Here is a 13374-nt window from a genome sequence, read left to right as displayed (position 1 = left end):
AAAAAAGAGATCGTGACAATGCGCAAAGCTCTGATGAGCCGTCTTGCCCTGTGTACGGTGCTGGCCCTGTCCGGTTGCGCGCTGGTGCCCCCGGAAGATGTGGTGACCGGGCCGCTGACGGCGGCTCCGCCGCCCGCGATTCCCGCGGCAGTGGTGGCCAATGGTTCTATCTATCAGCCCTCTGCTTATGGCAGTTACCCGCTGTTTGAGGACCGACGTCCCCGTAACGTGGGTGACATCGTCACCATCATGATTCAGGAACGCACCAATGCGGCCAAGAACGTGTCCACCAATACGGACCGTGGCGGCAGTGCAGGGCTGGATTTTGAAGGTGTACCCGCATTCTTGCCCAATGAAGTGGGCAGCAAGCAGAACTTTTCGGTTACCGGCTCCAACAAGGCGCAGGGCAAAGGGTCCAGCCGTGCTGACAATACTTTCAGCGGCACGTTGACCACGACAGTGGTGGGTGTCTTGCCTAACGGCAACTTGCAAGTGGCGGGTGACAAGCAGATCGCCATCAACCGGGGCAGCGAGCATATCCGCTTCTCGGGGGTGATTGATCCGCGCTCGATTACCGGCAGCAATACGGTCTCTTCTACCCAAGTGGCGGATGCCCGCATCGAGTTTCGTAGCAAAGGTGTCATGGACGAAGTCCAGACCATGGGCTGGTTGCAGCGTTTTTTCCTGAATATTTCTCCGTTCTGAGCCTTTTGCTAGTTATGGCCTCCTCCATGAGTCGTACTCGTTTTTTCTCTTATCGCCATGCGCTGCGCGCTGCCATGCTGGCGGCCGGCTTGTTGCTGGCCCCGGCTAGCCACGCCGAGCGCATCAAAGATCTGGCCTCGATTCAAGGGGTGCGTGATAACCCCCTGATCGGTTATGGCCTGGTGGTGGGTCTGGATGGCAGTGGCGACCAAGTACGTCAGGCGCCCTTTACCCAGCAAAGTTTGACCAATATGTTGTCTCAGCTGGGGGTAACAATTCCCCAGGGCAGCAATATGCAGCTCAAGAACGTGGCCGCGGTCATGGTTACTGCGCGCCTCCCCGCTTTTGCCCGTCCGGGGCAGGGGGTGGATGTGGTGGTGTCCTCCATGGGTAATGCGAAAAGCTTGCGCGGTGGCACCTTGTTGATGACACCGCTGAAAGGCGCCAACGGTCAGGTCTACGCGATTGCTCAAGGCAACTTGCTGGTAGGCGGTGCAGGGGCAGAGGCAGGTGGCTCCAGTGTGCAGGTGAACCAGCTTAATGGCGGAACCATCCCTGGCGGTGCCACGGTTGAACAAAGTGTGCCGACCACCTACGCCCGTGATGGCGTGATCAATCTGGAAATGAATTCTTCGGACTTTGGCACGGCCCAGAACGTGGTGGCGGCCTTGAACAAACAGTTCGGTCCTTCTACAGCAACAGCATTGGATGGCCGTCTGATTCAGGTTCGCGGTCCTTTGGACCCGCAGGCCCAGACCGCCTTCATCTCGCATGTGGAAAATCTGCAAGTGAACCTGCCACCGGCACGCGCGCGTGTGGTCATCAATGCGCGTACTGGCTCGGTAGTCATGAACCGTACTGTGACGATCGACGAAGCCGCCATTGCCTATGGCAATTTGTCGGTGGTGATCAGTCGCCAGCCGCAGGTCAGCCAGCCAGACACGCCATTTGGCGGTGGTCAAACAGTGGTGGCGGACAGCACGCAGATCGAAATGCGTAGCGAGAGCGGTTCTTTGCAGCGCGTCAAAACCAGTGCCAATCTGGCTGATGTTGTCCGTGCGCTGAATGCCTTGGGTGCCACACCACAAGATCTGTTGTCGATTTTGCAAAATCTGAAAAGCGCGGGTGCCTTACGCGCTGATTTGGAGATTATCTAATGTCGGTGCAGTACTATCCGCGTCCCGGTATGGGTTCTCAGGTCTCGATCTTTGACCCTCAGCAGCTGGCTCAGCTGCGCCGGCAGGCCGGCCAGGACGGTCAGAACCAAGGCACCCAGATGGAGGTGGCCCGCCAGTTCGAGTCTCTGTTTATTCAGAACATCTTGAAGCAGGCTCGGGCGGCCACTCCGGAAGGCGGTTTGTTTGATTCGCAGGCTGTGCGCATGGCGCAAAGCCTGGGGGATGAGCAACTGGCCATGCAGTTGGCCGATCCAGGCATAGGCTTGGCTCAGGCCTTGCAGGCCCAGATGAGCGGCCAGACCAGCGAACCTATGCGCGCGGCGTCCTACGACCCGGAAGCCTCTGGTTCGCGTCGTCCGGACCTGCGTTCGCGCATGCCCAACGACCGCTCGATTGACGCGGCCTCGATTGCGGAATTGATTGAAAAACTCAATAGCAACAGTACGGTGCAGCGCGTGTACTCCTCCATCAAGGGTGCACCCAACCATATTCGTCAGTTTGTGGATCGCATGAACACGGCGGCCAAAGTGGCGGCGGATGACAGTGGTGTCCCGGCTCAGCTGATTCTGAGCCAAGCAGCCTTGGAGTCCGGCTGGGGCAAGCGTGAAATCATGCATGCCGATGGCAGCACCAGCCACAACTTGTTTGGCATCAAGGCCACGCCTGCCTGGAAGGGAAAAACTGTGGATGTGATGACCACGGAATATCAAAACGGCGTGGCGCGCAAGATGACTCAAACTTTCCGCGCTTATGACTCCTATGCCGAGTCTTTTGCCGATTACGCCCGCCTTATTGGCACTAACAAACGCTATGAAGGCGTGAAACAAGCCGCATCGCCTCAAGAGGCTGCACAACGTATTCAGGAAGCGGGCTACGCCACCGACCCGTCCTACGCCAAAAAGCTGATCTCCATCATGGCTTATTTCGACGGCGGTACGCGTTAATTATTCCTGCAGGTCTAAATATTGCACCAAGGTGGTCGTTAAAAAGCAGCATGTTCATTTTACGCCTTGGGCATTACAGGCCGGGCAGGACAGAAAGGATCTGATATGAATCTCGCCAACCTTGGTATCTCGGGCTTGTATGCCGCTCAAAAGCGCATGCAGGTAACCGGCCACAATATTAATAATATCGACACGGCCGGGTACAACCGTCAATCGGTGCTGGTGCAGACAGCGGGCTCGGTCGGGTCCAGCGATGGCTTCTACGGCCGTGGCGTGCAGGTTGTCACGGTACAGCGCTCTTACGATAACTTCCTGTATCAGCAACTGACACGCGCACAGACGGCCGGTGCAGCACTGGTCAGCTACGGTACGGAAATTGCCCAGCTGGACAATCTGTTTTCGGATCGTACGGTGGGCATCAGTCCTGCCTTGCAAAGTTTCTTTGATGGTCTGGAGGCGGTGGCTTCCCAGCCTGCGGATTCCTCGGCACGCCAGGAATTGCTGGGCCGTTCTGAAAGTTTGGCTACCCAGATTCGTGATGCGACCTCGTATATGAATCGCGTCAACGAAAACATCAACAGTCAGATTGGCACCACGGTCACACAGATCAATAGTTATCTGGAACGAATTGACAACGTCAACAAGCAGATCGTCGCGGCCAAGGGCACTGCGCCCGGCCATGAGCCTAACGATTTGCTGGATCAGCGCGAACAGCTGGTCTCCGAATTGGGCATGCTGGTTGAAGTGAGCACGGTGGAGCAAGACGGCACCTTGAGCGTGACAACGGCCGGTGGCCAGATGCTTTTGGGCGGTGGTCAGGTTTACCCCTTGCACGCAGTGCGCTCGGCTGAAAACCCCGAGCGTATTGTGGTGGGCTTTACCTCTGCATTGAATGTGGATGGCAAAGACGTTGTGAGCGAGTTCCGCGAGGGCACCATTAAAGGTGGCACGCTGGGCGGCTTGCTGCAGTTTCGCAAGGAAAGCTTGGAACCGGCCATCAACAGCCTGGGCCGCTTGGCTGTAGGTCTGGCGCATGCGGTGAATGATATTCACCGTCAGGGCGTGGACTTAAAGGGCGAGGCTGGCAAGGATTGGTTCAGCGTTAGCGGCCCTAAAGTGCGCGCTAATGGCAATAACCCTTTAAGCAGCGGTATGCCCGGTGTGTCTTTCTATAAAGACCCGGTGGATCCTGCCGACCCGAGCAAAGGCTACACCCAGTCCGTCGATAAATTAACGGGCGAAAACTACCGTATCGAACGAGTGGATGGCCGTTTTCAGCTGCGTAATCTGACCAGCAACGACGTGACGCCTTTGAATGGCCCTGACAAAAATGGAGGGGTGACGCGTGTTGATGGCCTGGAAATTGATGTCTCCAGCCTGAAGGCAAAGTCGGAAGACGGTGATTCCTGGTTGATTCAGCCCACGGTTGATGCGGGCTCCAGCCTGAACGTTGAAATCAAGCGTCCCCAAGATATTGCGGCTGCCAGCAAAGATACCGGTTCAGCGAACGGTGGGGTTGCTCAACAACTGGCCGATCTGCGTAATACCAAAGTGCTGGCGGATGGCTCGCTCAGCCTGAATGACTCTTTTGGCCAGATTGTGAACCGTATTGCGGTACAGACTCAGCAAAACGGCACTGCGGCCAAAGCACAGGTCAAGCTGATCGAGCAGAACTTTGCTGCTCAGCAAGCGGTATCCGGCGTCAATAAAGACGAGGAGTACATCATGCTGCAGCGTTTTCAGGAGCAATATCAGGCGGCTGCCCGTCTGATCGATGTCAGCTCGCAAATGTTTGACACCTTGTTGGGCCTTCGTAGTTGAGTACGGCTCTTTAGTCTTGAATTTGGAACCTTGCTATGCGTATTAGTTCTACTCTTTTCTTTCAGACCGGCCTGAACTCGATCAACAAGCAGCAGTCCGATCTGATGCGTATTTTTCAGCAGATGAGCACGCAAAAACGCATGATCACGCCATCTGATGATCCCTTGGCGGCGGCCCAGACCATTAATCTGGCCCAAGCGCAGGCTATGGACAAGCGTTATGGCGAAAACCGTGAAGTGGCCATGCGTTCGCTGGGTGAAGAAGAAAACATTCTGAACTCTGTCAATTTGCAGCTTCAGGGCATTCAGACTCGTCTGGTGGAAGCTTCCACCGGCACCATGTCGGATGCGGACCGCAGTACCTTGGCTACCGTCATGGAAAGCGCCCTGGATACCTTGTTTGGCTTTGCCAATACCAAGGACGGTTCGGGCCAGTATCTGTTCTCCGGTTCTAAAGGTACCACCCAGGCTTTCGAGCGTACGGGCAATACCTTCTCCTACAAAGGGGACACCCACGGTCGTGATATCCAGGTCGAGCAGACCCGCCAAATGGATTCCGGGGACCACGGCCGTTCAGTCTTTGAGCGTGCGAATCCCGGTTCGACTTCGTATTTCACCCAGGCCCACAACAACACCGGTTCGGCTGTCGTGAGCGCGCCTAACGGTAACTCGAGTTTGCCTGGTGCTGAAGCTGGTTACACCATTCGCTTCACCTCGGAAACTGAGTACGACATCGAAGTGAACGGACAGGTCGTACAGCAAGGCACGCTGGATGACAACGAGCGTCAGCGCATCAGCATGCCTGGCGGGGTCAGCGTACAAATTGAAGGCACACCCAAAGTGGGTGACAGTTTTACGGTCAGCTCTGTGGACAGCACTTCATCGGATGAGATGAATATGTTCAACACTTTGCAAACCGTAGTTGACGCCTTGCGCAAGCCCGTCAGTGGCGATCCGGCTGCTCAAGCGGAGTTTCGCAACACGATGAACGCGGCCATGCAGCGTATTGGCGAAAACTTCGACAACGTGCAGACAGTGATTTCCTCGGTCGGTACGCGCATGAACGAGATTGATGCCTTGAAAGCCAACGGCGCAGCTCGGGCCATTAACTACAGCAATGAGCTCTCTCGCCTTGAAGACCTGAATATTTTTGAGGCCCCCACCCAGCTGGAATTGCGCAAAGCCGCCCTGGAAATGTCAGCCTTGGCATTCCAGACGATTCAGAGCATGAGTTTGTTCAATATGAATCGCTAGGACCGAGTTCCTTTTTTGAGTGGTTTTTTCTCAACCGGCAGTCAAGCACCACGTGCGGGAATCTTCTATGCTTTTTAAGAATTTGAGTCTGAAGGTCGGCATGACCTTTTGTATTGCTACTCTGATGGCATTGACAGTAGCAATGGCAGGCTGGGCCTTGTATTACTTTCAGGGCCTGCTCGCTTTAGGGTCGGGCGACAAGGTGCTGCGCACCTTGCAAGAGCAGCAAAGCACATTCAACATCGTGTTGATTGTCGTGCTGGTTCTGGCCGTGCTTTTGGGTCTGGCAGCCATCAGCTACTTTTTCCGTCGTGTGGTGCGTCCTTTGGGCGACTTCGCGTCGTACTTTGATGCCATTGCCAAAGGCGATCTGACCCAGCGCATCCGTGTGCTGACAGTCAACGAGATCGGAGAACTGTTCGAGTCCTTGGGCCGCATGCAAGAGTCCTTGGTCAAGACCACGACCACCGTGCGTCTGGGTCTGGAAGAGATTCACGCGGGTGCTCAGGAAATTGCCCAGGGCAATACCAATATCAGCAGCCGCACTGAAGAACAGGCCGCGTCTTTGCAGCAGACCGCTGCCAGCATGGAGCAACTGGCGGGCACGGTGCGCCAGAATGCTGACAATGCCCAACAAGCGAATCAGTTGGCCGCAACGGCCTCTGATGTGGCTCATCGTGGCGGCAGTGCCGTGAATGAAGTGGTTGCCACCATGCAGGGTATTTCTGCCAGTTCCAACAAGATTTCTGACATTGTTGGCGTTATTGACAGCATCGCGTTCCAGACCAACATTCTGGCTTTGAACGCTGCGGTGGAAGCCGCAAGGGCAGGGGAGCAGGGTAAAGGTTTCGCCGTGGTGGCCGCTGAAGTGCGTGCCCTGGCGCAGCGCAGTGCCCAGGCTGCTCGTGAAATTACCGCCCTGATTGAAGACTCGGTGCGTAAAGTGACGGAAGGTTCGTCCCAGGTAGAGCGCGCAGGTGCCACCATGCAGGAAATCGTGGATTCTGTACGCCGCGTCACTGACATCATGGGTGAGATCACCGCTGCCACGATTGAGCAGTCCTCCGGGATTGATCAGGTGAACCGTGCGGTGTCCCAAATGGACGAGACCACGCAGTACAACGCCCGCCTGGTGGAACAAGCTGCTTTGGCCTCCTCGGGCTTGAGCGAACAAGTCACCAAGGTCAATCAGGCCATTGCTTTTTTCCGCTCTCCCGGTACGGAAGTGATTGATGTCAGCGCTCGCCGCGTGGCCAACCGCCGCAGTGTGGCGGCCGCTTCTAGCGAAACCGAACATCGTCGTAGCCCTGCTTTGAATGCACGGACATCGACCGCGAAAACAAACGGCGCCGCAAAAGGTTTGTCGGCTCCCGCCAAAGCAGCACCGGCTCATAAAGCGGCAAGTGCTCAAGAGGACAGCCAGCGTTTGCTGCGTCCGGACCTGAGTGGCAAAAAGACGAATCATTCATCCTCGGATGATGATTGGGAGGAGTTTTGATGTCTTACACCCGACTGAGTACCTGGGTCGGGCTGGGACGTAAGACGCTGATTGGTTTGTGCTTGCTGACCCTGGCTGCGTGTGCCACCCAGGGTTCTTCTTTCCAGGCATCGGGCTTGAACCAGCTAGTGCTGGGTCAAAGCACCCGCGCTGATGCCGAGCAGTCGTTACACGGTCGCCCTCACCAGGTCTACCGACAGCTAGATGGCAGTGAATTGGCTGTGTGGTTCCAGGGCTCCACCCTGGCCACGGACGCGGTTTATTTCCGCCAGGAACTGTGGCTTCAATTCGATGCCCAGGGGCGTTTCCAGGAAGTGGTCAAACGCAGTCATATTCCTGCCACCTATCGAGAACAAGCGCGCAGCGCTGCCGCCGCCCCCACTGGCTCGGTCACTATTGAGCACCCTGGCACGGACATGATCACCATCTTGCCGGTCAGCCACTAGAGTTTTATTTGGATTTAGCAAATGCTGGGTATTGAAAGCACTCTTCCGTCCGCGTCCCGCGCTTCTAAACGTCGTTCCTCCAAAGCTTTTCGCCCCAATCTGAAAGCCGCCTCCGGTCTGAAAATCAGCACTTTGCTGATGATCTGCATGGGCTTGTTCATGGTTCTGATTGTGGCAGTAGGTGGCCTGGCCGCTTACTACTTGCAGCAAAGCGGTGATTCCTTACGCACCATCAGCCGTCAAAACGACCGTGCCGTTCAGATCCTGCAACTCAATAACAATATGATGGAAGCTCGGGTGAGCCTGATGAGTGCTGCCCGTTTTTATCAGGAAGCGGGTATCGACAATGACCCGAACCTGATGCAAAGCGCCGAGAACTCGGTGATTCTGGCGACTCAGAAACTGGATCAGGTGCGTCAGGCCTTTGGCGATATCCGCGCCAATATGCCGACCGAGCCTGATCTGCGCCGCCTGGCCATGGGCTTGGTGGCCTCCTATCAGGCTTATCTGGACGATGGCATCGAGCCTATGGTCCAAGCCCTGGAAACACGCGACTACAGCACCTTTTACTTTGTCAGCGAAGGTTTTGGCGTGCTGCGTGCCGCCACGTTCCAGTTCCGTATCGAAGAGCTGAGCAAGTTCTACGACAATTTGACAGACCAGTTGCTGGCGCAAGCCGAGCTGCAAACTCGCGTTGCCAATATTGCCATCGCTCTGGGTCTGTTGATCGGACTGATCATTATTATTGCCCTGCGTGTGGTGCTGGGACGTACAGCCTTGACGCCTTTGCGTGAAGCTGGTGTGCATTTTGACCATATTGCCAGTGGTGATCTGACCAAGAAAATCACCTACCGTTCGGCCAATGAAGTGGGTGTGCTGTATGACGCCATGCGCGGCATGCAACAAAGCCTGCAAGGCATTGTGCTGACGGTACGCCAAGGGGTGGATGAGATCGCCTCGGGCTCCGGGCAGATTTTTGCCGGTAACACGGATTTGAGCTCCCGCACGGAGCAGCAAGCTGCTGCCTTGCAGGAAACCGCAGCCAGTCTGGAAGAGTTGGCCAGCACGGTGCGTCAGAATGCAGACAATGCCCATCAGGCTGATCAATTGGCCAACAATGCGGCCAAGGTGGCCCGTCAGGGTGGCGAGTCCGTCGGCGCCGTGGTGAACACCATGAACCAGATCTCAGCGCGTTCGGGACAGGTGGCCGATATCGTTAATGTGATTGACGGCATCGCCTTCCAGACCAATATTCTGGCTTTGAATGCCGCAGTTGAAGCCGCTCGTGCCGGGGAACAAGGCAAGGGTTTTGCTGTAGTGGCGGGTGAAGTGCGCAGTCTGGCACAGCGCAGTGCGCAAGCGGCCAAGGAAATCAAAGGGTTGATCGAAGCCTCGCAAAATGAAGTGAAAACCGGTACGCAGCAAGTGGCTAGTGCCGGTGACATTATTCAAGAAGTCGTGCGTGCAGTGAATAGCGTAACTACCTTGATGAGCGAGATCTCCTCGGCTTCCCAAGAGCAAACTGCCGGTATCGAGCAAATCAATACCGCCGTGGCTCAAATGGATGCTGTGGTGCAGCAAAATGCCTCGTTGGTTGAAGAGGCGGCGGCCGCTGCTGGCTCCTTGCAATCGCAATCTGAAACCTTGGCCGATGCTGTGGCTCGCTTCAAAGTTCAGGAAGGCGATGTCATTGATATGCCTGAAGACGACTACGAACGTTTGCGTTAAGTCATAAGAGCGTTAAAAAGGCCCATGCCTATAGCTGTAATCCCCTAGAAAAAGGGGCTCGGCCTGGGCCATGCTGCATGGCACAATAATTCTTTGCTTATAGCCAGCAGAGACGCTCATGTCCTTCGCGATTCCCGGTGAATCCGTGGCCAAGACGGCGGTACGCCAAAAGGCGCCCGGCATCTTGGCCTGGTTGATTGCTTACCCGCCTTTTGATCAGATGCAGACTTCGCACTGCGACTATTTGATCGAACATAGCGAGCTTCGTTTTTTTTCAGCCGGCCAAGTGCTGCTGGAAGCAGGGGCGCGGGTTGATCAGCTCTATATCATCCGCCAAGGCTTGGTCTCCAGCCAAGAGCAGGGCGAAACCCATGAGTATGTAGAAGGGGACCTCCTGCCCGTGAGCGAGCTGGTGTCCGGCCAAGCCTTGGGTAGCGCCTACGAGGTCCAGGAAGATTGCTTCACCTTATGCGTCGCCGGTGAAGCAGTGGCCCACCTGCTGACAAATAGCGAGCCCTTCCGGGATTATTGCTTGCGTGGCACCAGCAGCTTGCTGGCCTCGGTCTGGCGCAGTGCTCAGAAAAGCGCCAGTGCGGATTTGGGTGCCAGCTACACCCTGGATATGAGCCTGCAATCCCTGACCGAACGCGGGCTGGTGAGCTGCTTGGCTGACTGTTCTGTAGAGCAGGCAGTAAAAGACATGCACGAACGTCAGGTCAGCAGCATGGTGGTTGTGAATACCGACGCCCATTTGCTGGGTATCTTTACCTTGCGTGATCTGCGACGGTTGGTGGCCGGAGGGCAATACGATCCCGCCCAGGCCATGTCCCAAGTGATGACGCCCGACCCAGTGTGGCTCAGTCCGCAGGCCTCCGCTTTTGATGCGGCCTTGTTAATGGTTGAGCATCAGATTGGTCATATCTGCTTGGTCCAGGACCATAAAGTGGTAGGCATGGTGTCCGAGCGCGATGTGTTTTCTTTGCAGCGCGTGGATTTGGTGCATTTGTCGCGAGCCTTGCGCTGTGCTCAGGATGTGTCTGCCCTTGTACGCTTGCAGGCTGATATTGGTCGTCTAGTGGATGCCATGCTGGCCCATGGGGCTCGATCCGAGCAGCTGACAGCGGTGATTACTCGCTTAAACGATCACACCGTTCAACGCACCATTGAACTGACGATGCCCGGTGCCGGGTTGGATGGCATTGAGTTTTGCTGGCTGGCCTTTGGCAGCCAAGCCCGCGGGGAGCAAACCCGTCATACCGATCAAGACAATGGCATTTTGTTTCTGGCAAATACAGCGGAGCAGACCAAGGCATATCGTGCTTTGCTCCTGCCCTTTGCCCGTCGGGTAAATGAAGCGCTGGATCGCTGTGGCATGGCCTGGTGTACGGGCAACATCATGGCCAGCAACCCGGATCTATGCCTGTCGGAGTCGGAGTGGTTGCATCGCTTTCAGATCATGATTGAGCGGCCGGCCCCGGAACAGTTGCTGGAATCCACCATTTATTTTGATTGCCGGGCCCTGTGGGGCCAAAGCAGCCTGCTGCAACGCATGCAGCGGCGGGTGCTGGGTATGGTGAACGACAACCCCGTATTTCAGCGCATGCTAGCCCAAAGCACCTGCCAGACCCGTATTCCTAGCGGCAAGCGCCGCAGCCGCCTGGAAGCCCTGATGGGGCAGGGCGACGACAAGGTGGACATCAAGAAACAAGCGCTGGCACCGATGGTGGATGTGCTGCGCGTGCTGGCTTTGGCCCATGGCTGCGAGTTGCCATCCTCTTTGGACAGGCTGGCTTTCCTGACGCAGCGTGGCGTTTTTGAAAACAGCGAATCTGAAGGCTTGCGTGAGGCCTATCGTTATTTGCAGTTGCTGCGTTTGCAGCATCATCAAACTCAACTACAGCAAGGGCAAGAGCCTGACAATCTGGTGCGCTTGAGCAGTCTGGGTGCGCTGGATGCTCGCGTGTTGCGCGAGGCCCTGTCACAAGTGCGTCGTGCTCAACGTATCCTGGCTTTCCGGTATCGCTTATGAAACTGCTCTCCTGGCTTCCCTGGCGTCGAAGTTCTTTTGCAGCTCGCAGCGCAGCCTTGTCCTGGAGTGGCGTGGACGAGCTTGCTTTGGACGAAGCGGCTTTCACCGTGCTGGATTTAGAGACCAGTGGACTGGAACCCAAGCGCCATCACATTGTGCAGATGGGCGCGGTACGGCTGGAACAGGGCTCCATTGCCCTAGGCAATATCTGGTGCGGGCTGGTGCGTAACCAGGGCGAGCGCAGCGCTGAGAGCTTGTTGATCCACGAGATCAGCCCCCAGCAGCAAGAAGGTGGAGAGCCTTTGCCTGTGCTCATGCGAGACTTCGCCCGCTATTCGGAGAATACGGTGTGGGTGGCTTGGGATGCGGATTTCGATCTGGCGTTTCTGGATCGTGCCTGGCCGCAGTGCGGCATAGAGCAATCTCGCCCACTGGCCTTGGATTTGGCGGATCTGGCGGCTAGCGTGCTACCTGAATGGCGTGGCCGTCGATTAGGCCTGGACGATTGCTTGAAGTATTGCGGCTTGCCGGTCAGCGATCGCCACGATGCCCTGGGAGATGCCTTGGTCAGCGCACAATTGCTGCAGTTATTGATTGGGCGTGCCAAGCAAAAAGGAGTGTTGACGATAGGGCAGGCGCGTCGCTTGATGCAGTCACACAAGCAACGCCAGGCTCACGCCTTCTAAGAGCCGGCAAATCCCCAGGCGACCCGCATCATGGCCTCGTAGCCGGAGTTGAAAAGCTGCGTCAAGAAAGGCGTGGTTTGCGGAATGACCACGGTCAGCAAGGTCAGGCCCACGGTCAGGGTGATCGGAAAGCCCACAGCAAAAATGGTCAGTTGCTGCGCCGTACGGTTCAGGATACCGAAGGCCAGGTTGATGGTCAGCAGCACAATAATCAGCGGCAGCGCCAGCAACATGCCCGATACCCATAATTCACTGCTCCAATCCAGCAAGGCTCCCCAGCCATTCACGCTGAGATCCGTACCGATGGGCAGAACGTGGAAGGTGCGCACCAACACACCCAGCAAGAGCAGGTGGCCATTCAGTGCCAGAAAGGTCAGTACGGCGATCACGTTCAGCAGACGCGACAGTACGGCGGTGTTGGCGCCAGTGGCCGGGTCAAAAAAGGAGGCGAAGGACAAGCCCATTTGCAGGCCGATAAATTCCCCCGCCGTTTGCACTGCCGCGAACACAATACGCATGGTCAGCCCCAGCGCGACGCCAATCAGCACTTGCTGGGCAGCAATCAGCAACGCATCGTAGGACGCGGTGGGCAGATCGGGTAAAGGGGGCAGGGAAGGAGCCACCACCAGCGTCAGCACAAAACCCAGGCCAAGCTTGGCGCGTTTGGGGATGGCGGATTCGCTGAAAAATGGAACGGTGGCCAGGGTGGCCAAGATACGGATGAAAGGCCACAAAAACGCGTTGAGCCAGGCGTAGAGCTGGGCGGAGTTCAGGTCGAGCACGGATGGCCTTTCGTCTTAAGCGGTGCTAGTTCACCAGACCCGGAATGCCCCGTAGCAAGCCTTGCATGTAATCGACCATATTATTGATCAGCCAGGGACCCAGCAGCACCACGGTAATGCCCATGGCCAGTAGCTTGGGGATGAACGAGAGCGTCATCTCGTTGATCTGGGTGGCGGCCTGAAAAATACTGATGCCCAGACCGACCACCAGCACCACGATCAGCATGGGACCGGCCATGGACAGAGCCAGTTTCAGTGCGGTATAGGTCATGGACATGACGGTTTCGGGAGTCATGACAGTCCT

The 13374-nt window shown here is 56.5% G+C and carries 12 protein-coding genes; 10 read left to right on the top strand and 2 right to left on the bottom strand.

Annotation, left to right across the window (positions count from 1 at the left end):
- Nucleotides 1–18 precede the first annotated feature (18 nt).
- The 10 genes from AC1RSM_RS08305 (at nt 19) to AC1RSM_RS08260 (ending at nt 12288) form a co-directional block, all read left to right on the top strand.
- Nucleotides 19–705, top strand: a complete 687-nt coding sequence (locus tag AC1RSM_RS08305) for a flagellar basal body L-ring protein FlgH (RefSeq protein WP_492931289.1) — start codon at nt 19–21, stop codon at nt 703–705.
- Between the two features lie 26 nt (nt 706–731).
- On the top strand, nt 732–1862 hold the full coding sequence (locus AC1RSM_RS08300) for a flagellar basal body P-ring protein FlgI (RefSeq protein WP_492931287.1): 1131 nt from the start codon (nt 732–734) through the stop codon (nt 1860–1862).
- A complete protein-coding gene (gene flgJ / locus AC1RSM_RS08295; RefSeq protein ID WP_492931285.1) occupies nt 1862–2827 on the top strand; it encodes a flagellar assembly peptidoglycan hydrolase FlgJ in 966 nt (321 codons plus the stop codon). The genes AC1RSM_RS08300 and flgJ overlap by 1 nt, the downstream gene beginning before the upstream one ends.
- Before the next feature lie 105 nt (nt 2828–2932).
- Nucleotides 2933–4648 (top strand): flagellar hook-associated protein FlgK, encoded by a 1716-nt coding sequence (flgK, locus tag AC1RSM_RS08290; RefSeq protein ID WP_492931283.1) that lies wholly within the window; start codon nt 2933–2935, stop codon nt 4646–4648.
- 35 nt (nt 4649–4683) lie between these two features.
- Nucleotides 4684–5901, top strand: coding sequence for a flagellar hook-associated protein FlgL (flgL, locus tag AC1RSM_RS08285; protein ID WP_492931281.1), 1218 nt, complete (start codon nt 4684–4686; stop codon nt 5899–5901).
- Nucleotides 5902–5968: 67 nt separating this feature from the next.
- Nucleotides 5969–7399, top strand: a complete 1431-nt coding sequence (locus tag AC1RSM_RS08280; protein ID WP_492931279.1) for a methyl-accepting chemotaxis protein — start codon at nt 5969–5971, stop codon at nt 7397–7399.
- A complete protein-coding gene (locus tag AC1RSM_RS08275; RefSeq protein ID WP_492931277.1) occupies nt 7399–7845 on the top strand; it encodes a hypothetical protein in 447 nt (148 codons plus the stop codon). Before AC1RSM_RS08280 ends, AC1RSM_RS08275 begins: the two co-directional genes overlap by 1 nt.
- A 21-nt stretch (nt 7846–7866) precedes the next feature.
- On the top strand, nt 7867–9573 hold the full coding sequence (locus AC1RSM_RS08270; RefSeq protein WP_492931275.1) for a methyl-accepting chemotaxis protein: 1707 nt from the start codon (nt 7867–7869) through the stop codon (nt 9571–9573).
- 118 nt (nt 9574–9691) lie between these two features.
- A complete protein-coding gene (locus AC1RSM_RS08265; protein ID WP_492931274.1) occupies nt 9692–11602 on the top strand; it encodes a DUF294 nucleotidyltransferase-like domain-containing protein in 1911 nt (636 codons plus the stop codon).
- Nucleotides 11599–12288, top strand: coding sequence for a 3'-5' exonuclease (locus tag AC1RSM_RS08260; RefSeq protein ID WP_492931272.1), 690 nt, complete (start codon nt 11599–11601; stop codon nt 12286–12288). The genes AC1RSM_RS08265 and AC1RSM_RS08260 overlap by 4 nt, the downstream gene beginning before the upstream one ends.
- On the opposite strand, the gene fliR is transcribed toward AC1RSM_RS08260, so the two are convergent.
- Nucleotides 12285–13070, bottom strand: coding sequence for a flagellar biosynthetic protein FliR (gene fliR, locus AC1RSM_RS08255; protein ID WP_492931270.1), 786 nt, complete (start codon nt 13068–13070; stop codon nt 12285–12287). The two genes, AC1RSM_RS08260 and fliR, sit on opposite strands and share 4 nt — an antisense overlap.
- A gap of 25 nt (nt 13071–13095) precedes the next feature.
- Complete coding sequence (gene fliQ, locus AC1RSM_RS08250) at nt 13096–13365, bottom strand: flagellar biosynthesis protein FliQ (protein WP_003804652.1); 270 nt, start codon at nt 13363–13365, stop codon at nt 13096–13098.
- Nucleotides 13366–13374 lie beyond the last annotated feature (9 nt).

Source organism: Alcaligenes sp. GW821-FHT11D07 (assembly GCF_058808495.1).
The sequence above is the reverse complement of the archived record's forward strand: the minus strand, read 5'-3'. Positions and strand labels throughout refer to the sequence as shown.

Excerpts from the sequence above, each read along its gene's own strand:
- AC1RSM_RS08305 (WP_492931289.1), top strand. The coding sequence starts at position 19 with ATGCGCAAAGCTCTGATGAGCCGTCTTGCCCTGTGTACGGTGCTGGCC.
- AC1RSM_RS08300 (WP_492931287.1), top strand. The coding sequence starts at position 732 with ATGAGTCGTACTCGTTTTTTCTCTTATCGCCATGCGCTGCGCGCTGCC.
- flgJ (WP_492931285.1), top strand. The coding sequence starts at position 1,862 with ATGTCGGTGCAGTACTATCCGCGTCCCGGTATGGGTTCTCAGGTCTCG.
- flgK (WP_492931283.1), top strand. The coding sequence starts at position 2,933 with ATGAATCTCGCCAACCTTGGTATCTCGGGCTTGTATGCCGCTCAAAAG.
- flgL (WP_492931281.1), top strand. The coding sequence starts at position 4,684 with ATGCGTATTAGTTCTACTCTTTTCTTTCAGACCGGCCTGAACTCGATC.
- AC1RSM_RS08280 (WP_492931279.1), top strand. The coding sequence starts at position 5,969 with ATGCTTTTTAAGAATTTGAGTCTGAAGGTCGGCATGACCTTTTGTATT.
- AC1RSM_RS08275 (WP_492931277.1), top strand. The coding sequence starts at position 7,399 with ATGTCTTACACCCGACTGAGTACCTGGGTCGGGCTGGGACGTAAGACG.
- AC1RSM_RS08270 (WP_492931275.1), top strand. The coding sequence starts at position 7,867 with ATGCTGGGTATTGAAAGCACTCTTCCGTCCGCGTCCCGCGCTTCTAAA.
- AC1RSM_RS08265 (WP_492931274.1), top strand. The coding sequence starts at position 9,692 with ATGTCCTTCGCGATTCCCGGTGAATCCGTGGCCAAGACGGCGGTACGC.
- AC1RSM_RS08260 (WP_492931272.1), top strand. The coding sequence starts at position 11,599 with ATGAAACTGCTCTCCTGGCTTCCCTGGCGTCGAAGTTCTTTTGCAGCT.
- fliQ (WP_003804652.1), bottom strand. The coding sequence starts at position 13,365 with ATGACTCCCGAAACCGTCATGTCCATGACCTATACCGCACTGAAACTG.